Below are 20,631 nucleotides of genomic sequence, written 5' to 3' on the forward strand. Positions count from 1 at the left end.
GACGGCGCCCCGTGCCGCCGGTGCCGCGGTTGCGGGGTTCGGCCGAAGTCCCCGGGTGGGCGGGACGGTTCCCGCCGCTCCGGGAGCGGGTGAGTCGGTGTGCGGGCGCTGCCCGCGCCGTGGCGAGGGCCGGCCGCTACCGCGTCGGCCGCACCGCGTGGGGGTCTGTCACGACCGTGACCGGCAGGTGCACCGGTCCGAAGAAGAGCACGGACGGCCGCCACCGCGGCGCCCCGGCGGGGCGCAGCGCCGGCCCTCGGGGCAGGGCCCCGCACACGGTTTCGACCAGCAGCTTCGCCAGCGCCGCTCCGAGGCAGAAGTGGATTCCGGAGCCGAAGGCCAGCGAGGCGGTCTCGGGGCGCTCGATGTCGAACTCCTCCGGCCGGCCGAACGCCTCCGGGTCGCGGTTGGCCCCGGCCAGGAGGAGCACCACGACCGAGCCCGCGGCTATCGGCACCCCGCGGATCTCGGTGTCGCGTGTCGCGTAGCGGCGGGTGATGTGGTAACCCCCGCAGTAGCGGAACGCCTCGGCGGCCGCCCGTTCGGCCTGCGTCGGATCGGCCGAGAGCCGCTCCAGCCCGTCGGGGTGGGTCAGCAGGGTGTGCATGAGGTTGCCGAGGGTGTCGCTCAGGGTCGTCAGTCCGGCCCCGAAGACCGGGAGCACCGCGAGCGCCAGCTCACGGTCGGTCAACTGCTCGGGGTCGCCCGCCTGCTCCACCATGCAGGCGCTGACGAGGTCGTCGCCGGGCTCGGTACGCTTGCGGGCGATCAACTCGGTGAAGAAGGCCGCGAGTTCGGCCGCGGCCTCGTCGGCCCGTCTGCTCATGGCCGCCTTGGCCGCCTCGTCGGCGGCCGGGTCGGGCGCCGGGACCGCTTCGTTCAGCAGCGTCCAGCAGCGGGCGTGTTCACTCGCGGGGATGCCCAGCAGGCCGCCGAGCACGGCCAGGCTCACCGGCACGGAGACGAGTTCCTGGAAGTCGGCGACCTGGCCGGACGGGACGGCTGCGAGCCGGTCGAGCGCGCGCAGCACCTCCTTCTCCGCCAGTGGGCGCAGCACCTGCAGCCGGCGTGCGCTGAACCCCCGCGACAGCTGCCGCCGCAGCCTGGTGTGGTCCGGCGGGTTGCGGAAGAACAGCGACGAGAGGAACTGCTCCTGGCCCGGCGACGGCCGCCAGCCGGGGATGTTGGCCGCCATCCAGTCGGTGTCGACGACCCGGAAGGTCTCCTGGTCGCCCAGGACCTGCCGGCAGTCCGCGTACCGCGACAGGAGCGTCATGCCCGTCCGTTCGCTGCGGTGGACGTCGGCGAGTTCACGGAGCCGGAGGTAGTGGGCGAACGGGTCGTCGCCGGTGCCCGGCGCCAGCACGAACCGCACCAGCTCCTCGATGTCCTGCCCGGTCGTCATGGTGCTCCCCTCGTCGGTGTCGTCGGGCTGCCGCCCGGTCCTCAGGCCGTACGCCGCGCGATCCAGAGGCCGTCGCGTACCGGCAGGATCACGCCGTCGAAGTCGGGGTCCTCGGCGAGCGCCTTGTTCATGTTCCGTACGCCGACCAGCTCGTTGGAGGGCTCGGCCGCCTCCCCGGCGACGACGCCGCCACCGCAGAAGGCGTTGTCGATCATGAAGAAGCCGTTCACCTCGAGATGCGCCTTCGACAGCTTGAGCAGCTCGGTGGCGAGCGAGGGGTCGCTGCCGAAGTACCGGTGCTTCATGATGTCCTGGAAGATCAGGTCGTAGGAGCCGAGCTCCGGGATCAGCTCGAAGGCGTCGCCGACGAGGATCTCGACGCGGTCGGCCATGCCCGCGCGGTCGATGAAGTCCGCGGCACGCGCCGCCCGTTCGGGGTCGAGTTCGATGCTGGTGACTTTGCCGCCCTCGGGCAGCGCGTACGCCAGCCACAGGGCCGAATAGCCGATCGCGGTGCCGATGTCGAGCACACGCGTCACGGCTTCGCCGCGCAGCGCGGTGAGCGTCCGGACGATCGCGCCTTCGAGTCGCCCGATGACGGGGATGCCCTCGTCCCGCGCGACCTTCTCCATCTCCATCATGACGTTGTTCAGCGGCTCGGGCAGCGGCGCCTGGCGGACCAGGGCGGTGGCGAAGATCTCCCGCTGGTCGGTGCTGTCCTGCGGGACGATGGGCAACGATGTGTTGATCACGAATGAATTCCGTTCTGCTGGGTCCGGTCGCCGGTCGCGGTGAGCGAAGCCGGCCGCAGGTCACGCCAGTTCTGCTCGACGTGGAGGAGACAGTCGGTGCGGGAGGCGGGTCCGGACACGACCTGCCAGCCTCCGGGTACGGCGAGATACGCCGGCCAGAAGGAGTACTGCAGCTCCGCGTTGCGCAACACGAGATAGTCCGCGTCGTCGTCTTCGAACACAGGGGACACGCCGTGCTCCTCGGTCAGGGGGACAGGGCCGCCGGATCTGCTTCGAACGCGACGGGCAGGGTGTTCATGCCGTGCAGGATGCTGGAGTAGATCCAGGTCTCCGGCGCGGTCTGCCGCACGCCGGACACCGTCCGGCGCAGGCTGTCGAGCACGGCCTCGATCTCGACCCGGGCGAGGTAGTGCCCGAGGCAGTAGTGCGCGCCGAAGGCGAAGGTCAGGTGCTTGTTCGGCGTGCGGGTGAGGTCGAAGCGGTCGGGGTCCGGGAAGGCGTCGCCGTCCCGGTTGGCCGAGGCGATCCAGGCGCTGACGATCTCGCCCGCCCGGATCAGCTGTCCGTTCACCTCGACGTCGGCGGTGGCCGTCCGGCCGCCGTGCAGCGAGGGCACGGTCCAGCGCAGGACCTCGTCGGCGGCCGTCTGCAGGTTCAGGGCGCCGCTCTTGAGCGCGTCCCACTGCTCCGGGTTCTCGATCAGCGCCAGCAGACCGCCGGAGATGGCGTGCCGGCCGGTCTCGTCGCCGCCGATCATCAGGCCGTAGCAGTTGGCCATCAGCTCGGCGTCGCTGAGCGGCTCCCCGTCGACGCGGCAGTTGGCGAGCAGGCTCACCACGTCGTCGCCGGCCCCGCCGCGCCGGGTCCGCGCCAGGTCGGCGAAGTAGAGCAGGATCTCGCTCTTGGCGGTCCAGGAGTCCTCCGCCGGGGCGTCCGCGTGCTCGGAACTCCATGCCTGCGAGGTGAGGCCGAGCAGGTACTGCCGGTCGCACCGCGGCACGTCGAGCAGGTCGCACACCGCGCCGAGCGGGATGTTCGCGGAGACGTCCCGGACGAAGTCGGATTCGCCCTTGGCGACGGCCACCGCCATGAGCTCGTCCACCGTGCGGCGGACGCCGTCCTGGACGGCGGCGAGCACCCGCGGGGAGAACGCCCTCGTCAGGATCGTGCGGATCTGCTGGTGACGCAGTCCGTCGGTCACCGCGAGCATCGTCCCCGCGGCCGCGTCCCCTCCGGTGAGCAGGGTCGGCAGGCCGTTGCCGTGCTCGGTGGTGAACTCCCGGCTGCGGTAGACCTCCACCGCGTCGGCGTACCGGGTGATCACCCGGAACGCCGGCTGCGAGCCGCGCGCCGGCTGGCGGTGGAAGGGGCGCTCGGCCCGCAGCCGGCGCCACACCTCGGTCAGGTCGTGCTCGGCGTGCAACCGGGGGTCGGCGAGGTCCAGTTCGTCCAGCCGGTCGGGGGCGACCAGGGGCAGCGACGTCATCGGGCGCCGCCTTGCGTGGGGGTGGCGACCGCGGCGAGCGCGCGGACCGTCGGGTTGTTGATGATCTCCTTGGGCGAGACGGCGAAACCGGCGGCGCGGGCCCGCTGGATCACGCTGATGGCGAGCATGCTGTCGCCGCCGAGGGCGAAGAAGTTGCCGTCGACGTCCACCGAGGCGACCCCGAGCAGCTCCCCGAAGATCGTGCAGAACGCCTCCTCCGCCGGGGTGCGCGGCGCACGGCCGCCGCTCGCCGACGCGACGACCCGGGGCGCCGGGAGCGCCGACCGGTCGAGCTTGCCGCCCGGGGTGACCGGGAAGGCGTCCAGCACGACGACGACGGCGGGCACCATGTGGTCGGGCAGGAACCGGGACGCGTGCTCCCGCACCCCGGCCACGTCGAGCGTCACTCCGTCCCGGGGCGTGACGTACCCGACGAGCACATCGCGCTCCCCGTCCACGCCGCGGACCGCGGCCGCCGCGTGGACGACGCCCGGGCAGTCGGCCAGGACCGTCTCGACCTCGCCGAGTTCGATCCGGAAGCCGCGCAGTTTCACCTGGTCGTCGACGCGGCCGTGGAAGGCCAGGGTGCCGTCGGGCCGCCAGGAGACCATGTCACCGGTCCGGTACATGCGGGAGCCGGGCGGCCCGAACGGATCGGCCACGAATCGCTCCGCGGTGAGCCCCGGGCGCCCGAGGTATCCGCGTGCCAGCCCGTCGCCCGCCACATACAGCTCGCCGGGCACACCCGGCGGCAGCGGCTGAAGTCCCTTGCCGAGCACGTAGACCGAGGCGCCGGCGATGGGCCGTCCGATGGCAGGCGTGCCGGCGCCGGTCAGCGGTTCGCTGCAGGTGGCACAGACGGTGACCTCGGTCGGGCCGTACGCGTTGACCATCCGGCGCCCCGGCGACCAGCGCGCGACCAGGTCGGCCGAGCAGGCCTCCCCCGCGGTCATCAGGGCCCGCACTCCGGCCAGTTGCGCCGGGTCCACGCTCGCGGCGGCCACCGGCGGCAGCAGCAGACGCGTCACGCCGTACTCGGTGATCACCTCGGCGAGGACGTCACCGGCGAGCGGGACGTCCGGCGGTACGACCAGCGCGGCGCCCACGTGGTACGCGCCGAGCAGTTCCGCGATGAACGCGTCGAAGCTCGGCGACGCGAACTGCAGGAGCCTGCTGTCACCGTCCAGACCCATGCCCTCGGCCATGGTGGTGGCCAGGTCGACGAGTCCGGCATGGGGCACGGCGACGCCCTTGGGCCGTCCCGTGGTGCCGGAGGTGTAGATGACGTAGGCGACCTCGGCCTGCGCGGGAACCGGGTACGGGTACTCCGCTGCGTCCGCCTCGTCCGTCCCGGCGGTCCCGCGCACCGTGTCCCGTACCTCCGGCCGGTCCAGGACCAGGGATTCCGGCAGGTCCGCGAGAGCGGTGGTGGAGTGCGTGCAGACGAGCGACGGCGCGGCGTCCTCGAGCATGAACGCGACCCGCTCGGCGGGATAGCCGGGATCGACGGGCACGAACGCGGCTCCGGTCCGGGCCACCGCCAGGACGGCGACGACGAGGTCGACCGAACGGGGCAGCGCCAGCGCCACCAACCGTCCGGGCGCTGCTCCGCGGTCGGCGAGCAGCCGGGCGAGCCGGTCCGCGCGCCGGCCGAGCTCGGCGAAGGAGAGGGTCTCACCGGCCGACAGCAGCGCGGTGGCGTCCGGGGTCCGGACGACAGGGCGGCGCAGCAGCTGGGAGAGCGTGCGGGGCGGTGCCGCGGTGCCGGTGTCGTTCCACTCCCGGAGCATGCGCCGTCGCTCCGCCGGAGGCAGCAGGTCCACCCCGCCGACGCGCTGGGTCGGGTCCTTCGCCACGGCGCCGAACAGCCGGGTCAGCACCTCCAGCATCCGTTCGACGTCGGCGCGTTCCAGCAGGTCCGGCCGGAAGTCCAGGTCCAGCCGCAGCCGATCGCCCGTCCCGCGCACCCGGAAGGCGAGCGCCCCGGGCGCCTGCGGCCGTTGCTCCACGGCCACCACCCGGATGTCGGCGACCGCCGCCGGCTCGCCGCAGTCGACCGACACCAGCGTGTCGAAGATGCCGTCGACCGCGCGGGGCGCCAGGACGCCGGTGAGCCGGGCCTGTTCGTCGGCCAGCCGGAAGAACACGTCGAGCAGCGCGTCCCGCGCGGGAGCCCGCACCACCACCGGCCGCGGCTCGGCCAAGCGGCCGGCCATGATGTCGATCCCGAGGAAGCGCGGCCGGGCCGCGACCCCGAGCACGACGTCGTCCCGGCCGGTCAGCCAGCCCAGCAGGATGCCGAACACGCCCTGCGCCACCGTCTCGAAGGCCAGCCCGTGGTCGTGGGCCATCCGCAGCAGGGCGCTGCCGACGTCCGCGGGCAGCTCGCCGCCGACCCGCTCGACCGGGCCCGGCCGCGTGGGGGACGCCTGCCCGCCCACCAGGGTCGGCTCGGCCTCGGCGAGGTGGGTCGACCAGACCAGGTCGGCCGCTTCGCGGTCCTGGACGGCCAGCCAGCCGGCGTAGTCGGCGTGGCTCGGCACCCGCGGCAGGTCACCGTTCCCTCCGCCGTACACGGTGAGGAGTTCGTCGATGAGCACGCGGTGCGACTGTGGGTCGACGGCCGTCGGCGCGCTGCTCAGCCGGAGCCGGTGCCGTTCGGGGCCGAGCCGGGCGAGCAGCAGCCGCAGCGGGACCGCCGGGCCCTCGTCCTCCTCGGCGTCGAGCCGGTCCAGTTCGGCGTCGCGCCGGGGCCCGTCCACGGTGCCGAGGTCGACGTCGCGCCAGGGCAGTTCCGCGTCCGGCGCCGACCGCAGGTGCGGGTGGCGCCGGGCCAGTTCGGCGACGGCCCGCCGCAGCACGGCGCCGTCCAGGGGGCCGTCGACGTCGACCAGCGTCACCACATGGGAGGGAAGGGTCGCTCGCGCCATGTCAGCTCGCCGTCCCCTCGGCCCGCACGGCCCGTTCCACGGCCTCGGTGCGCAGCCGCACCCGGTCCGGCTTGCCGGGACCCACCAGCGGCAGAGTCTGCCGCAGTTCGATCTCGGCGGGCACATGGTTCGCCGACAGCGCGGCGGTGACGTGCCGTGCCAGCACCGCGCGGTCCAGGGTCACGCCCTCGCGCGGCACGACGGCGGCGCAGATCCGCTCGACGCGCTGCTCGTCCTCGACGCCGAAGACCGCCGCGGCCTCCACGCCCGGATGCTCCAGGAGCACGCGCTCGACCGCGCTCGGGTGGACCTTGATGCCCCTGACCTTGATCACGTCCGCGATCCGGCCGTGCAGGTGCAGCAGGCCGGCCTCGTCGAGATGCCCGATGTCCCCGGTGTGCACCCAGCCGTCCCGCACCACACGCGCCGTCAGTTCGGGTTCGTTCCAGTAGCCGGCCATCTGCCACCGGCCGATCACGCACACTTCGCCGGCCTCGCCGACGGGCAGTTCCCGGCCGTCGGCGACGGAACGGATGCTCACCCGGACGGCCTCCGGCGGGCGGCCGACGGTGGCGCGCAGCTCCGGGTCCAGATGGTCCTGCGGCGTCAGCAGGCTGACCAGTCCGGTCTCGCTGGTGCCGTAGACCTGGAAGAGGACGGGGCCGAGCGCCTTCACCGCGTGGGCCAGCCTCTCGGGCGCCGCGGGGCTGCCGGTGTAGAACACCTCGCGCAGGCTCGTCAGGTCGGTATGCGCCGTATCGGGGTGTTCGGCCAGCGCGTTCACCTGCGGTGAGCCGAGCACGAGGCGGGTGATCCCGTGGCGGGGGACAGCGCTCAGCACCTCGGCGGCGTCGAAGCCGGGGTGCAGGACGACGGCGCCGCCGGCGACGATCGTGTCGTCCGCGGTGGCGCCGCTCGAGTGGGTGAGCGGTGCGGTGACCAGGCAGCGGGCGCGGTCACCGCGGACCGCGGAGGTCGCGACCATCTCGTTCTTGACCGCGTAGGGCCAGCTGACGCCCTTCGGCTTGCCCGTGGAGCCGCTGGTGTAGGTCACGACGGCGATCGTGCCCTGCTCGGCGGTGCCGAGGTCGAGGTCACCGGGGACGGAGAGGTCGATCGCGCTCGGGAGGGCGCCGGCGCCGCCGAGCACCGCGACCGGCGGACGCTCGGGCAGGGAACCGCAGAGCTCCAGTGCCCGCGCGATGTTGTCCCGGTCGATGGCGAGCATGGCCGGCCCCACGTCCATGAGGATGCCGAGTTGCGCCTCGGCGGACAGCTCGTCGGAGGGGTCGACCGCGTTGACCCCTCGGATGTGCACCGCGGTGGCGCCGACCAGGTTCGCCGCGTAGCGCAGTATGAGGGTGGCGGGCGTGTTCGGGTTCGTCAGTACGGCCACCGCGCTGCCGGGGCCGACGCCGTGCTCGCGCATCCGGGCCGCGGCGGAGACGACGGAGTCCGCCAACTCCAGGGCGGTGGTGGGCGTGTCTCGGTGAACGAGCGGCACGCCACCGGGGTCGGCGCTCAGCTTCGTGAGGATCTGGCGCACGTAGTGCTCATGGCCTTGCACCTACGTTCTCCCATGCAGCTCGGTGGTCTACGGGCACGTTCGGGCATGGCGTGTCGGATGCCCGGGCCGGGTGTGCGGGGATCGTCCGGCGGGCTGCGTCGACCTGCGCCCTGATCCCGACCACCGTAGGTTCCGGCCGGGCGGGCTCACATCCCTCGGGCTGGTAGCCCGGCAGCGCCGCGGTGCGGTCACTGTCGACGGCTGTCAGGGGGCCGCCATCCGAAGGACTTGCCCGGTGAGGGAGTCGGCGGCGGTCCCGGTGAGCATCGATGCGGTCCGGGCCGCCCGCGCGGAGAACTCGGCCGCGGTGGGGATCCGGCCCGTCCGGGTGCCGAGTTGGTCGACGGACAGCGGCGCGGTGAGCAGATGGGCCGTGATGCCCAGCGGCGCCAGTTCGATCGCCAGGGCGCGGGTGAGGCCCTCGAGCGCGGTGCGGACGGTGGCGTTCTCGGTCTGGGCGCCCGCGGCGTCCGCGACCGTGATGATCCGGCCGCCACCATTCTTGATCATGGGGTCGAGCACGGCCCGGCAGGCCAGGAAGACCGCACGCAGCGGTACGGCGGTCGTCTCGGTCCACTGCTCCCGGGAGAGCGCGTGCAGTTGCCCCGAGGCGGCCACGGGGACGACGGTGAGCAGGACCGACGGTTCGCCGAGGCCGGCGCACACCCGCTCGATCGCGGCGTCGGCGGACTCCTCGTCGGTCCAGTCGGTGCGCACCGCCATCGCCCGGCGGCCCAGGTCCTCGACCCGGGCCGCCGTGGTCGTACAGGCGGATTCGTCGGCGTCGAGCAGGGCCACGTCGAATCCGTCCGCGGCCAGCGCGAGCGCCGTGGCGGCCACGGTGTCGGTACCGGCTCCGGCGATGATCGCCACCTGCGACATTCCCCCACCCTTCATCCGGCGCGGGCCGATTCGCCCGCATGCGCCAGAGAGTAGGGCGGTCCGAGCCCGGCCGACATCGGTCGGGTTGGTAGTCGTGGGGTGGGTCAGCGGCTCAACTTGCGTACCTCGGGGAGCACTTCGGCGCCGAGGAGCTCGATGATCCCGGCGACCCGCGCGAACGGCATCCCGCCGAGGTCGATCTGGGCGAGCAGCCGGTCGTGGCCGAACAGCTCGTGCTGCCGGCCGATCCGGTCCACGATCTGCTGCGGGCTGCCGAGCAGCAGCGCGCCGTCCTCGCCCCGCTGCAGGTCGAACATCTCGCGCTCCCCCTGGAGCCGGCCCCGGGAGTGGTGCGCGGCGTACGCGGCCCAGTGGCCGTAGAACTGATCCACCTCGGCGGGGGTGTTCGCGACGTGAAGGTAGTTGGTGGTGGCCACCGGCAGTTCCGCCGGGTCGTGCCCCGCCTTCTCCGCCGCCGCCCGGAACACGGTGAACGTCTCGGTGAAACGGGAGAGGGCGCCGCCGGTGGCGCCGACGAGGATGGGCACGCCGAGCGATCCGGCCCGCTTCGCGCTCCCCCGGTTTCCGCCGACGCCGACCCAGACGGGCAGCGGGTAGCGGTTGGCGCGGGGGACGACGCCGGCGCTGGTGAGCGGCGGACGGTGGCGGCCCGACCAGCTGACCCAGGGCTGGGCGACGATCTTGCGCAGCAGCTCGAAGTGGTCGGTGAACAGGCTGTCGTAGTCGTCGAATTCGTAACCGAACAGGTCGAACGGCTCGGGGAACGCGCCTCGGCCCACGGTGATCTCGGTGCGGCCGCCGGAGATCAGGTCCACGGTGGCGAAATCCTCGTACACCCGCACCGGGTCGAGGACCCCGATCAGCGTCGTCGCGCTGGTGAGCTTGATGCGCGTGGTGGCCTGGGCGATCGCGGCGAGCACGACGGCGGGTGAGGACACCGCGTAGTTCGGATGGTGGTGCTCTCCGACGGCGAAGACGTCCAGGCCCGCCTCGTCGGCGAGCACGGCGGCGCGCACGATGTCGGAGATTCGCCTGCCGACCGGCGCGACGTCACCGGTCGCCGGATCCGGGGTGAGGTCGGCGAGGCTGATCAGTCCAAGTTCCATGCGGACATCCTGTCAGGACGTCCGTGGCGGTCGCAGGCGCGTGGGCGCGTGGCTGAGTGCGCATCAGTTCCGCCAGGAGCGTGGCCACTCGCATGGCCTGACGGGCGTTCAGCCGGGGGTCGCACGCGGTCTCGTAACGGCGCGGCAGGTCCGCCTCGCCGACGCCCGCGCCCAGGCACTCGGTGACGTCGTCCCCGGTCAGCTCCAGATGCGCGCCGCCGGGGTGGGTGTCGAGTTGCCGGTGCACCTCGAAGTACCCGGCGAGTTCGTCGAGGACGTGGTCGACGCGCCGGGTCTTGTGGCCGGTCGGCGCGACGAAGGTGTTGCCGTGCATGGGGTCGCACTGCCAGACCACCGGGTGTCCCAGCGCGGTCACCTTCTCGACGATCGGCGGCAGCACGTCGCGCACGCGCCGGTGCCCCATCCGGCTCACCAGCGTCAGCCGGCCCGGCACTGCGTCCGGGTCCAGCCGCCGTACGTACTCGACGGCTTCCTCCGGAGTGGTCGTGGGACCCAGCTTCACTCCGACGGGGTTGGCCAGCAGTTCGGCGAACCCGATGTGGGCGCCGTCGAGTCGGCGCGTCCGCTCCCCGATCCACAGGAAGTGCGCCGAGCCGCTGTAGGGCCGGCGGTCCCCGGGCGGCCCCGGCCGCAGCAGCGCGCACTCGTAGTCGAGCACCAGCGCCTCGTGGCCGGTGAAGACCTCGCCGCCCGTGAAGGCCCGCACGAAGTTCATCGTGACCGCCGAGGCGGCATGGGCCCGGAGCATCCGGGCCGGGTCGGGCGCCCGCTCCGCGGCGGTGGCGGCGAGGCCGTTGACCATGTCGCCGCGGTAGACGGGCAGCCCGTGGGCGTCCACCGCGGCGGAGCGGGGCTTGGCGTACTGCCCGGCCATCCGGGCCAGCCGGACGACGGGCAGGCCGCCCGCGCGGGTTAGCAGGGCGGCCATGCGGGCCAGCAGGTCGAGGTTCCCCCGCAGATGCGCCTCGGTGTTGCCGACGAAGGTCTCGGCGCAGTCGCCGCCCTGGAGAACGAAGGCCGCGCCGTGCGCCACCTCCGCGAGCCGGGTGGTGAGGCGGTCGGCCTCGGCGGGCAGGACCAGCGGCGGCGCCGAGCGCAGCACCTCACGGACGGCCCGCACACCGGCCGGATCCGGCCAGTCGGGTTGTTGCGCCGTGGGCCGGGTGACCGCGGCCGCGAGCGGCAGCGGGGCCGGGCCGGCACCGGACGGATCCTGGTGCATCATCGGCGCTGCGGGGACACGGCACGCCGCGGTGTCACGGCCGCCGGTCGTCGGTGGCGGGGGTTGCGGGCGTCCGGCGGCGGGAAGCCGGCCGCGGCCCGTTCGGCAGTCATCACTGTCCGCTCCCGGTGAGGTGGCAGGGTCACGACGTCGACGTGCGGGTCCGGAGCCTCACGAGCGCCCGGCGCCGGCCTCGGACAGCCGCACGAGCGCCCGTGCGGCCAGTCGGTGGCCGAAGGCGCCGAGGCCGACGACGACGCCGGAGGCGAGCGGTGCGAGAAGGGATTCGTGCCGGAAGCGTTCCCGGGCCCAGAGGTTCGTCGGGTGCACCTCGGTCCACGGCCGGCTCTCCCTCCCCCTCCCGTTGGACCGAAATCACTTCCCGGCCCACTTCCGCCACTTCGATCGCAACCATTTTCTCGATATCCCCGAGAGTCTCCCGGCCATACACTTCCGACTCATGCTCGCCGAGAATTCCAAGATTCGGCATGTTCAATAAAAGAATGGCGTTCATGCCCACCTCTCCATGCGGCGGAATCCGGCCGTCGGACACCATCACGATCCAGGCCGCAAGGCTCGCCCCACCCCCACTCACACCACAACCGCACGACTTGACAGTCCTGCACACCGACGCGCAGAGCAGCGAATCGGCCCAGCTCAATGGCCTGCCCAAGCCGCACCTCGGACAAACCTGCGACAGTCGCGCATCCCACCGGACTCCCCACGGACCCCAACCCGAACAAGAGTCGGTAAAAGATTCGTCAACTTTCTTGCGTCATGAAATCAATCTTTCGGGATCAAATAACTGGCCCAAATGACCACCATTGACAACCGCGAGAACCCGCCCCTAGTCTCACTCGAGAATGCCGGAGTTCGCATTGTATAGACGGGGGTTTGCTTTGCAGAACAGCATGTTAGCCGAGTGCGACACTCCCCACATGGCGGTTTCCGCACTGGAATGCACGGCATCGTCATGCCGTACCGCCCCCTTCGTCTCGTCGGCCCGGCGACACTGGCGCGACGGCCGGCTGGACGACGGCATCGGCATCGCCGAACAGGCGCTGCACGACGGATGCGCGACGGACAGTCCCTGCCGCGCCGAGGCCGCGTTCGTCCTGAGCCTCCTGCTCGCGCAGGTGCGAAGGACGGACCACGCCCAGGCGGTACTGGAGACCGTCGACGCACTCGTCCGGACGCGCGGCGACGACCAGCTGACCGCGACCGCGACCCTCACCCGGTCCGAAGTCGTCCTCGCCACCGGTGACTTCGGAAAGGCGGCCAAGCTCGCCACCGCCGGACTCGGGGAAGCCAAGCGGTCCGGCCTGAAGGCCTGGACACCGCTCGGACACTTCGTGCTGGCACAGTCCGCACTGCGCCAGGGTCATCTGTCCACAGCCGTCCGCTACGCGCAGAAGCTCAAGGAAGACACCGTCTTCCAGCGGGAGATGCTCCACGCCGGCCAGGCCGCCTGGGCCGTGATCCAGATCGCCGAGGCCAAGAAGGGCAGGCGCCACGCCGTGCCGCTGGGCGCCGAGTTGCTCGCCGCGGACGCGGCCGTACGCCAACTCTCGATCGCCGAACCCGCGGCACTGCCCTGGCTCGTCCGGCTCATGCTGAACTGCGGCCGCAAGCAGCTGGCCGGACACGGCGTTCAGGTCTGTCAGCAACTGGCCGCCGAGAACCCGCACTTCAGCTCGTTGCAGGCGACCGCGGCCCACGCCGCCGGACTGCACGACGAGGACCTCGGCAAGCTCCGGCTCGCCGCCGAGTCGCACGTCGATCCCTGGGCGAGGGCGTCGGCCAACGAGGACATCGCTGTCATGCTCGCCCGCGGCGCCGACGACCGCACCGCCCCGGCGCGCGACCTCCAACAGGCGCTGGACGCCTACCTGCAGACCGGAGCGTGGCGGGACGCCTCACGCATCGAGTCCCAGCTGCACAGCGCCGCGGACGCCGACAAGGTGGGCCGGCACCAGCGAAGGCGGGAGATCCCGGAACTGACCGACGCCGAGTACGCCGTCGCGTATCTGGTCGCCCAGGGCTTCACCAACGGGCAGACCGCGGGCCAGCTCTTCCTGTCGCCGCACACCATCGCCTTCCATCTGCGCAAGATCTTCCGCAAGCTGGGGGTGGAGTCCCGCGTGCAACTGGCCAGCGCGTGGAACGACCTGGCCGTCCGGCAGACGGGGATACGCGAGCACACGACGAGCGCCGTCGCGACGGGCCGGCCCCGGCTGTGCTCGTAGCGGAGTCATCGCCCCGACGCCGACGGACGGCGCCGCCGGCCCGTGGGGCGGCGGCGCGGCGCGCCTCACGCCGGTGATCCCGGGGGCGCCGTTCGCGGTGGCCGGGGCGCAGGGCCGATCTGCCGGGGCCGGCGGGCGGCCGCGTCGCCGGTGAGGCTGCGCCGTGCCGCCCGGGCGCGTCCGCGACCGCCCCCGGCTCAGGCCGGGGAGACCTCCGGCACACAGGAGACGGCGCCGCAGCGCCGCAGGCCGGCGATGTCAGCGGCGGAGCGGCCCAGTTCGCGCAGCACCCGCGCGGTGTGCTCGCCGAGCGCCGGGACCGGCCCCATCGGCAGCTCCACGCCTTCGAAGGTGAACGGCGGCAGCAGTCCGTGCACGGTGCCGCCGGGGGTCTCCACCGGACGCCAGCGGCGGCGCGCGGCCAGCTGCGGGTGGTCCAGCAGGTCATCGACCCCGTTGACGCGGGCACACGCGATGCCGACGGCGTCCAGGTCGGCCACGAGCCGGTCCGCGGCCGTCGCCGAGGTGTGCTCGGCGACCAGCGCGTCCACGTCCTCCCGGTGCCGCACCCGGGCCACGTTCGTCGCCCAGGCCGGGTCGGTCGCCAGCTCGGGCCGACCCAGGAACCGCGCGGCGAACCTCGCCCACTCCCGGTCGTTCTGCACCCCGATGACCACGTGCGTGCCGTCGGCCGTGGGATACGCGTCGTAGGGCGCCACGCTGGGATGCGACAGGCCCATGCGGCCGGGCGGACGTCCGGTCCCCTGTGCGTGGTAGATCTGGTAGCCCATCCATTCGCTGGTCGCCTCCAGCATCGAGATCTCCAGCGCGGCGCCCGCACCGCCCACCCCCCGCCCCACCAGCGCGGCGAGGGTCGCGGAGAGGGCGTACATGCCCGCCGCGATGTCGGAAGCGGGGATGCCCGCCTTCGCCGGGCGGTCGGCTGCCCCGGTGACCGAGACCAGGGCCGCCTCGCACTGGATGAGCATGTCGTAGGCCCGCTTGTCCCGGTAGGGGCCGGTGCTCCCGTACCCCGACATGTCGACGGTCACCAGGCGCGGGTGGCGGGCCCTCAGCTCGGCGGCCCCGAAGCCGAGGCGCGCGGCCGCGCCCGGGGCGAGGTTCTGCAGGAAGACGTCGGCGGTGGCGACGAGCTCGGTCAGGACCTGCCGCCCGCCGGGCGACTTCAGGTCGAGCGTGACCGATTCCTTGCCCCTGTTGAGCCAGACGAAATGACTGGCCAGTCCGCCCACGCTGGTGTCGTAGCTCCGCGCGAAGTCCCCGCCGTCCGGGCGCTCCACCTTGATCACGCGGGCGCCGAGGTCGGCCATGTGACGGGTGGCCAGCGGTGCCGCCACCGCCTGCTCGACGGCGACCACGGTGACGCCGGCGAGCGGCAGGCCGAGGCCCGCGGGCGGTTGCGTCCGGGGCATCCCGCGTCACCGCCCCTCGGGCGTGAGCGCCACCGGCAGGGAACTCATGCCGTGCAGGATGCTCGAGTAGATCCACTCCTCGGGGCCGGTCTGCTCGGCCGAGCCGACCAGGCTGCGCAGGGCGCCGAGCACCTCCTCCACCTCGATCCGCGCCAGGTTGTGCCCCAGGCAGATGTGCGAGCCGAAGGCGAACGTCAGATGCTTGTTCGGGCGGCGGTCCAGCGTGAAGCGGTCCGGGTCCGGGAACACCTCGGCGTCGCGGTTGACCGAGGGGGTCCACACGGTGACGACGTCGCCCTCCTTGATCGGCCGGCCGTTCACCTCGGTGTCGGCGGTGGCCGTCCGGCCGCTGTGCAGCGACGGCACGGTCCAGCGCAGCACCTCGTCGGCGGCGGTCGCGAGATCGGCCGTGCCGTCCTTGAGCGCCCGCCACTGCTCCGGGTGCTCGATGAGCGTCTTCAGACCGCTGGAGATCGCGTGCCGCCCGGTCTCGTCGCCGCCGATGATCAACCCGTAGCAGTTGGCCATCAGGTCGCGGTCGCTGATCGGCTCCCCGTCGATACGGCAGTTGGCCAGCAGGCTGATCACGTCGTCGCCGTCGCCGCCGCGCCGTGTCGCGGCCACATCGGAGAAGTACAGCAGGAGTTCGCTCTTCGCCTGCCAGGTCGCCTCCGGGGAGGCGTCGGCCTCGTCGGAGCTCCAGGCGTGCGAGGTGCGGTCCAGCAGGTACCCGTGGTCGGCCTTCGGCACGCCCAGGAGATCGCAGATGGCGCCCAGCGGGATGCTCGCCGACACGTCGCGGACGAAGTCGCACTCGCCCTTCTCCAGGGCGACGGCGAGGAGGTCGTCGACGCTGCGGCGCAGGCTGTGGCGGATCCGTGCGAGCGTCTTCGGCGCGAACGCGGCGTTGAGGACGTTGCGCAGCCTGGTGTGCTTCGGGCCGTCGGTGACCGCGAGCATGGAGCCGGCCGCGGGGTCCCCTCCGATCAGGAGGTTCTCCAGGGCGTTCCCGCGCTCGGTGGTGAAGTGCTCCTTGTCACGGTAGACGGCCATCGCGTCTGCGTAGCGGCTGAGCACCCAGAAGCCTGGACGGTCCGCTCGCGGGGGCTGCCAGTGGAACGGCCGCTGGGCACGCAGATGACGCCACACCTCGGTGAGGTCCCGCTCGGCGTGCAGCCGGGGGTCGGCGAAGTCCAGGGAGTCGAGCTCATCGGGGCTGACGACGGGGCGGGTCATGATCCGGGCCCTTCCGCGACGGGGGTGAGAGATCGGCAGTCTCGGCGCGCCGCCGGGCCGGTGGCCCTGTCCCGGCACGGGTTTCCGCTGCCCGCCCGCCACCGTAGGCTCGCGGCGGACGCCCCGGCATCCTTCACACGGGTAGTGCGGCCGCCCCCGCGAAGCCGCCGTACGGGTGGCCCCGCCCCGCCGCCGCCGCGCCCCCGGCCGGGTACTACCAAGTCGTGCGATGCGACGGCCGCGACCCGCTGCCTACGGTGAAGCGACACTCGATCACCTCGCCTCTGGATGCCCTGCCCCTTCTTCCGGGGCGGTCCGCGAGACGGCGCAGGACATGGACCCTCTCCACGGTGGACGGCCGAGGCTGCTCGGAGGGAACCCACCGTTGCGGGCGGGAGACAAGAGGAGAGTTGCCAGCATGAATCCCCGGCCCGCCCCGACCTTCCCGGCCTGGCCCCAGTTCGACGACACCGAACGTGAGGCTCTCGAACGTGCGCTGGCACAGGGCCAGTGGTGGCGCATGGGAGGCGGTGAAGTCACCGCCTTCGAGGAGGAGTTCGCCCAGTATCACGGTGCCGGGCACGCGCTGGCCGTCACCAACGGAACGCATGCGCTGGAACTCGGGCTGCAGACCATGGGCGTCGGTCCGGGCGACGAGGTGATCGTCCCCGCGATCACCTTCATCTCGTCCTCGCAGGCGGTGCAGCGGCTCGGCGCGGTCGCCGTGCCCGTGGACGTGGACCCCGGGACGTACTGCATCGACGTCGCCGCGGCGGCCGCGGCCATCACCCCGCGCACCAAAGTGATCATGCCCGTGCACATGGCCGGGCTGATGGCGGACATGGACGGACTGGAGAAGCTCGCCGCCGACGCCGGCGTGGCGCTGCTCCAGGACGCGGCGCACGCACACGGGGCGCGGTGGCGTGGCCGGCGGGTCGGCGAACTGGGCTCGGTCGCCGCGTTCAGCTTCCAGAACGGCAAGCTGATGACCGCCGGCGAAGGCGGCGCCCTCGTCTTCTCCGACGAGGAGATGTACGAGAAGGCGTTCCTGCGGCACTCTTGCGGCCGCCCCCGCACCGACCGCCACTACCTGCACCAGGTGGCCGGCACCAACATGCGGCTCAACGAGTTCTCGGCCGCGGTGCTGCGCGCCCAACTCGCCCGGCTGGACGGCCAGATCACGGTCCGTGAGGAGCGGTGGCCGGTGCTGTCCGCGCTGCTGGCCGACATCCCCGGAGTCCGGCCGCAGGCCGACGACGACCGCTGCGACCGCAACCCCCACTACATGGCCATGTTCCGGCTGCCCGGCTGGTCCGAGGAGCGGCGCAACGCCCTGGTGGAACAGCTGGTGAAGGCGGGGCTCCCGGCGTTCACGGCGTTCCGCGCCGTCTACCGGACCGACGCCTTCTGGGAGGTCAACGCCCCGGACGAGACGGTGGACGAGGTGGCCGCGCGGTGTCCGAACGCCGAGGCCATCAGCGCGGACTGCGTCTGGCTGCACCACCGGACGCTGCTCGGCTCCGTGTCGGCGCTGACGGACGCCGCCGCCATCATCGCCGAGCTGGTGCGCGCCGGATGACCGTACGCACGTTCCTGGTGGGACTCGGCTGGTCCGGCCAGGAGATCTGGCTTCCCCGGTTGCTGGCCCACGACGGCTACGACGTCGTGGCCGCCGCCGACCCCGATCCGGCGCGCCGCGCCGCGTTCACCGCCGCGACCGGACGTCCGGCCTTCGCGGATCCCGGCGCCTTCGACACCGGGCGGGCCGACCTCGCCGTCGTCGCCGTCCCCAACCACGCCCATGCGCCGGTCGCCCGGGATCTCCTGCTGCGGGGGCTCGCCACGTTCGTGGAGAAGCCGGTGTGTCTCTCCGTCCGGGAGGCCGAGCTCCTCGCCGACGCCGAACGGCTGGGCGGCGCACCCCTGTTGGCGGGCAGCGCCTTCCGACACCGGGCCGACGTCGCCGAACTGGCCCGGCTCGTCCCGTCGCTCGGCCGTGTCCGCAACGTCGACCTGTCCTGGATCCGGGCCCGCGGGGTGCCCCAGGCCGGGGGCTGGTTCACCAACCGCTCGCAGGCGGGCGGCGGTGTCCTGTTCGACCTGGGCTGGCACCTCCTCGACGTGCTCGACGCGGTCGTCGGCCCGTTGACGTTCGATCAGATCGCGGCGGTCGCCACGGGCGACCATGTGAACGACGCCGACTGGACGGCGGCCTGGCGCCGCGACCCGCCGGCCCCGGGCGTCACCGCCGACGTCGAGGACACCGTGCGCGCCTTCCTGGTGGCCGAGGGCGGCCTCTCCGTCGGGCTGCGGGCCAGCTGGGCCTCGCACGGCGCGACGCACGACATCACCACGATCCGGGTCGAGGGCACCGCCGGGACCGCGACCCTGCGCTGCACCTTCGGCTTCAGCCCCCATCGCGTACCGCGGCCCGGGATCACCCATGTCCGGGCGGGAGAGGTCAGCGACATCCGGGTGCCCGCGCAACCGGTGGGCGCCGAGTACGACCGTCAGCTCTCGGCACTGAGCACGCTGCCGCTCGCGCCCTCCTCCCGGGGCCGGGCGATCGAGGGCGCCCACCGCATCGTCACGGCCATCGAAGCGATCTACGCTGCCGCGGCCACGTCCCTGGTGCCGGCCGGACCGGCCGAGTTCAAGGCAGGTGAGTGATGACGACCGTCGCGCCACGCAGCGCGGTGATCTTCGACCTCGACGGCGTCCTGGTCGACAGCCACGAGGTGATGGGCAGGGCCTTCACCGTCGCGTACGCCGAGGTGGTCGGTGACGGCCCCGCCCCGTTCGCGGAGTACCAGCGGTACCAGGGCCTGTACTTCCCGGAGATCATGCGTGTCATGGGCCTCCCTCCGGAGATGGAGGAGCCGTTCGTCCGTGAGAGCTACCGGCTGGCCGACCAGGTCCCGGTGATCGACGGGATCGTGGACCTGCTGCAGACCCTGCGGGCCCGCGGACTGGGGCTCGCCGTGGCCACCGGGAAGGCCGGGGTGCGGGCCCGCTCGCTGCTGGAGACCCTGCGCATCGTCGAGTTCTTCGACCATGTGATCGGATCCGACGAGGTCGAGCGCCCCAAGCCGGCGCCGGACATCGTGCTCCGGGCGCTGCGGCTGCTCGACGCCCGGGCCGAGGAGACCATCATGGTGGGGGACGCTCCCGCGGACGTGCACAGCGCCCGGAGCGCGGGCGTCACCTCCGCCGGGGCGACCTGGGCGACCGTCGACGAGGACGGCCTGCTGGACGCCGGACCCGACCTGGTCCTGAAATCTCCCGCGGATCTGCTGGCCTGGTGTCCCCCGGCTCCGGTCGGCGGCCTGGGATGAACCCGACTTCCGCAGCCGCCGGCTCCCGGGAGCCGGCGGCCTGGCTCGGCATGGACATCGGCGGCACCAAGGTGGCCCTGCGTGCGGAGACCCCGGGCGGGGAGGTCCGTGAGCGCGTCGCGCGCTGGCACAGCCGCGGTGTCGTCGCCGACCTGGCCCGGCTCGCCACCGAGGTGGGCCTGTTGCACCGGGAGGTCCCGGGCGGGTTCGCCGCCGTGGGTATCGCGCTGCCCGCCACGGTCGGCCCGGACGATCATGTGGTGGTCTGGCCGAGCCGGCCCGAGTGGATCGGCCTGGACGTCCGCTGCGCCATGGCCAGGCTGTTCCCGGACACGCCGGTCGGCTGGGCCGACGACGGAGACCTGGCCGCGCTGGCGGAGGCGGAGGCGACCGGCTGCGCCGACGTGCTGTACGTCGGGGTCGGGACCGGCGTGGGAGGCGGCCTCACCTCCGACGCCGGCCCGCTCCCCGGCCTCGGCCGCGGCTCCTTCGAGCTCGGTCATGTGGTGACCGACCCTGACGGTCCGCCCTGCCCGTGCGGCCGGCGGGGCTGTCTGCAGTCCACCGCTTCCGGGCCGGCCACACTGGCCCGGGCGCGCCTGCTGCACGGCGCCGACGTGACGTACCGGCAGTTGCGGGAGGGCCTCGTGCACCAGGAGCCGTGGGCCGTGCAGGCCGTGGACCGCACCTGTCACCGGATCGCGCTCGCGGTCACCGGCGTCCGGGAGCTGATGCACCCCGCACTGGTGGTCGTGGGCGGCGGATTCGCCGCCGGGCTGCCCGGCTTCGTCGACCGGGTGGCGCACCATCTGCACGCCCTGGCCCGGCCGGGCGTGCCCGCGCCGCCGGTACGCGCCGCCTGCCAGGGCGGGCTCACGTCGCTGTACGGAGCCGTGGCCCTCGCCCGCGTCCTGGGGCGGCACCCGGCGCGTAGCGGCGCTCCGGCGAGCCCTGCTCCCCCCGGCTGAGCAGGGCCGGCGCGCGAGCGC

17 protein-coding genes and 1 pseudogene are annotated in these 20,631 nt (G+C 73.1%); 5 read left to right on the top strand and 13 right to left on the bottom strand.

The features are described 5' to 3' along the window. Positions 1-136: 136 nt before the first annotated feature. The 11 genes and pseudogenes from ACIRPU_RS34340 to ACIRPU_RS34390 all read right to left on the bottom strand — a co-directional run. On the bottom strand, positions 137-1,405 hold the full coding sequence (locus tag ACIRPU_RS34340; RefSeq protein ID WP_403874403.1) for a cytochrome P450: 1,269 nt from the start codon (positions 1,403-1,405) through the stop codon (positions 137-139). A 41-nt stretch (positions 1,406-1,446) separates the two neighbouring features. Then, positions 1,447-2,157, bottom strand: a complete 711-nt coding sequence (locus tag ACIRPU_RS34345) for an O-methyltransferase (protein WP_403874405.1) — start codon at positions 2,155-2,157, stop codon at positions 1,447-1,449. After that, positions 2,154-2,387, bottom strand: a complete 234-nt coding sequence (locus tag ACIRPU_RS34350) for an MbtH family protein (RefSeq protein ID WP_384110297.1) — start codon at positions 2,385-2,387, stop codon at positions 2,154-2,156. The genes ACIRPU_RS34345 and ACIRPU_RS34350 overlap by 4 nt, the downstream gene beginning before the upstream one ends. 14 nt (positions 2,388-2,401) lie before the next feature. Continuing rightward, entirely contained in the window at positions 2,402-3,643 is a 1,242-nt protein-coding gene (locus ACIRPU_RS34355) for a cytochrome P450 (protein ID WP_384110299.1), read from the bottom strand. Next, positions 3,640-6,573: an amino acid adenylation domain-containing protein gene (locus tag ACIRPU_RS34360; RefSeq protein ID WP_403874408.1), complete on the bottom strand. Its 2,934-nt coding sequence runs from the start codon at positions 6,571-6,573 to the stop codon at positions 3,640-3,642. Before ACIRPU_RS34360 ends, ACIRPU_RS34355 begins: the two co-directional genes overlap by 4 nt. Before the next feature lies 1 nt (position 6,574). After that, complete coding sequence (locus ACIRPU_RS34365) at positions 6,575-8,140, bottom strand: class I adenylate-forming enzyme family protein (protein WP_403874410.1); 1,566 nt, start codon at positions 8,138-8,140, stop codon at positions 6,575-6,577. A 204-nt stretch (positions 8,141-8,344) separates the two neighbouring features. Then, a complete protein-coding gene (locus ACIRPU_RS34370) occupies positions 8,345-9,022 on the bottom strand; it encodes an SDR family NAD(P)-dependent oxidoreductase (protein WP_403874412.1) in 678 nt (225 codons plus the stop codon). A gap of 104 nt (positions 9,023-9,126) precedes the next feature. Beyond that, the gene (locus ACIRPU_RS34375) at positions 9,127-10,149 is read right to left on the bottom strand and encodes an LLM class flavin-dependent oxidoreductase (protein ID WP_384110308.1); all 1,023 of its coding nucleotides are present in this window, start codon (positions 10,147-10,149) and stop codon (positions 9,127-9,129) included. After that, positions 10,094-11,395 carry a 3-deoxy-7-phosphoheptulonate synthase gene (locus tag ACIRPU_RS34380; RefSeq protein ID WP_403874415.1) on the bottom strand — a complete coding sequence of 434 codons (1,302 nt, stop codon included), beginning with the start codon at positions 11,393-11,395 and terminating at the stop codon, positions 10,094-10,096. Before ACIRPU_RS34380 ends, ACIRPU_RS34375 begins: the two co-directional genes overlap by 56 nt. A 168-nt stretch (positions 11,396-11,563) precedes the next feature. Continuing rightward, complete coding sequence (locus ACIRPU_RS34385) at positions 11,564-11,722, bottom strand: type II 3-dehydroquinate dehydratase (protein ID WP_403874417.1); 159 nt, start codon at positions 11,720-11,722, stop codon at positions 11,564-11,566. A gap of 76 nt (positions 11,723-11,798) precedes the next feature. Beyond that, a pseudogene (locus ACIRPU_RS34390) lies at positions 11,799-11,948 on the bottom strand (type II 3-dehydroquinate dehydratase); the annotation flags it as partial. 382 nt (positions 11,949-12,330) lie between these two features. Here ACIRPU_RS34390 and ACIRPU_RS34395 point away from each other — a divergent pair. Then, complete coding sequence (locus ACIRPU_RS34395) at positions 12,331-13,638, top strand: LuxR C-terminal-related transcriptional regulator (protein ID WP_403874419.1); 1,308 nt, start codon at positions 12,331-12,333, stop codon at positions 13,636-13,638. Between the two features lie 197 nt (positions 13,639-13,835). Here ACIRPU_RS34395 and ACIRPU_RS34400 read toward each other — a convergent pair whose 3' ends face one another. Together ACIRPU_RS34400 and ACIRPU_RS34405 are read right to left on the bottom strand one after the other, a co-directional pair. Then, positions 13,836-15,071 carry a CaiB/BaiF CoA transferase family protein gene (locus ACIRPU_RS34400; RefSeq protein ID WP_403874421.1) on the bottom strand — a complete coding sequence of 412 codons (1,236 nt, stop codon included), beginning with the start codon at positions 15,069-15,071 and terminating at the stop codon, positions 13,836-13,838. 6 nt (positions 15,072-15,077) lie between these two features. Further along, positions 15,078-16,307: a cytochrome P450 gene (locus ACIRPU_RS34405; protein WP_403874423.1), complete on the bottom strand. Its 1,230-nt coding sequence runs from the start codon at positions 16,305-16,307 to the stop codon at positions 15,078-15,080. Between the two features lie 418 nt (positions 16,308-16,725). Here ACIRPU_RS34405 and ACIRPU_RS34410 point away from each other — a divergent pair, with 418 nt between their 5' ends. From ACIRPU_RS34410 to ACIRPU_RS34425, 4 genes are read left to right on the top strand one after another with little or no spacing between them, the layout of a single operon-like run. Further along, positions 16,726-17,886: a DegT/DnrJ/EryC1/StrS family aminotransferase gene (locus ACIRPU_RS34410; protein WP_403874425.1), complete on the top strand. Its 1,161-nt coding sequence runs from the start codon at positions 16,726-16,728 to the stop codon at positions 17,884-17,886. Then, positions 17,883-18,977 (top strand): Gfo/Idh/MocA family protein, encoded by a 1,095-nt coding sequence (locus ACIRPU_RS34415; RefSeq protein WP_403874427.1) that lies wholly within the window; start codon positions 17,883-17,885, stop codon positions 18,975-18,977. Before ACIRPU_RS34410 ends, ACIRPU_RS34415 begins: the two co-directional genes overlap by 4 nt. Continuing rightward, positions 18,977-19,642 (top strand): HAD-IA family hydrolase, encoded by a 666-nt coding sequence (locus tag ACIRPU_RS34420; RefSeq protein WP_355702908.1) that lies wholly within the window; start codon positions 18,977-18,979, stop codon positions 19,640-19,642. The genes ACIRPU_RS34415 and ACIRPU_RS34420 overlap by 1 nt, the downstream gene beginning before the upstream one ends. Beyond that, entirely contained in the window at positions 19,639-20,610 is a 972-nt protein-coding gene (locus ACIRPU_RS34425; protein WP_403874429.1) for an ROK family protein, read from the top strand. The genes ACIRPU_RS34420 and ACIRPU_RS34425 overlap by 4 nt, the downstream gene beginning before the upstream one ends. The last annotated feature ends 21 nt before the right edge of the window (positions 20,611-20,631 follow it).

This window comes from Streptomyces sp. NPDC102259 (genome assembly GCF_044766465.1).
Lineage (GTDB): Bacteria > Actinomycetota > Actinomycetes > Streptomycetales > Streptomycetaceae > Streptomyces.

Coding starts and splice junctions, on each gene's coding strand:
- ACIRPU_RS34340 (WP_403874403.1), bottom strand. CDS start 1,405: ATGACGACCGGGCAGGACATCGAGGAGCTGGTGCGGTTCGTGCTGGCG.
- ACIRPU_RS34355 (WP_384110299.1), bottom strand. CDS start 3,643: ATGACGTCGCTGCCCCTGGTCGCCCCCGACCGGCTGGACGAACTGGAC.
- ACIRPU_RS34360 (WP_403874408.1), bottom strand. CDS start 6,573: ATGGCGCGAGCGACCCTTCCCTCCCATGTGGTGACGCTGGTCGACGTC.
- ACIRPU_RS34370 (WP_403874412.1), bottom strand. CDS start 9,022: ATGTCGCAGGTGGCGATCATCGCCGGAGCCGGTACCGACACCGTGGCC.
- ACIRPU_RS34375 (WP_384110308.1), bottom strand. CDS start 10,149: ATGGAACTTGGACTGATCAGCCTCGCCGACCTCACCCCGGATCCGGCG.
- ACIRPU_RS34380 (WP_403874415.1), bottom strand. CDS start 11,395: ATGATGCACCAGGATCCGTCCGGTGCCGGCCCGGCCCCGCTGCCGCTC.
- ACIRPU_RS34395 (WP_403874419.1), top strand. CDS start 12,331: ATGGCGGTTTCCGCACTGGAATGCACGGCATCGTCATGCCGTACCGCC.
- ACIRPU_RS34400 (WP_403874421.1), bottom strand. CDS start 15,071: ATGCCCCGGACGCAACCGCCCGCGGGCCTCGGCCTGCCGCTCGCCGGC.
- ACIRPU_RS34405 (WP_403874423.1), bottom strand. CDS start 16,307: ATGACCCGCCCCGTCGTCAGCCCCGATGAGCTCGACTCCCTGGACTTC.
- ACIRPU_RS34410 (WP_403874425.1), top strand. CDS start 16,726: ATGAATCCCCGGCCCGCCCCGACCTTCCCGGCCTGGCCCCAGTTCGAC.
- ACIRPU_RS34415 (WP_403874427.1), top strand. CDS start 17,883: ATGACCGTACGCACGTTCCTGGTGGGACTCGGCTGGTCCGGCCAGGAG.
- ACIRPU_RS34420 (WP_355702908.1), top strand. CDS start 18,977: ATGACGACCGTCGCGCCACGCAGCGCGGTGATCTTCGACCTCGACGGC.
- ACIRPU_RS34425 (WP_403874429.1), top strand. CDS start 19,639: ATGAACCCGACTTCCGCAGCCGCCGGCTCCCGGGAGCCGGCGGCCTGG.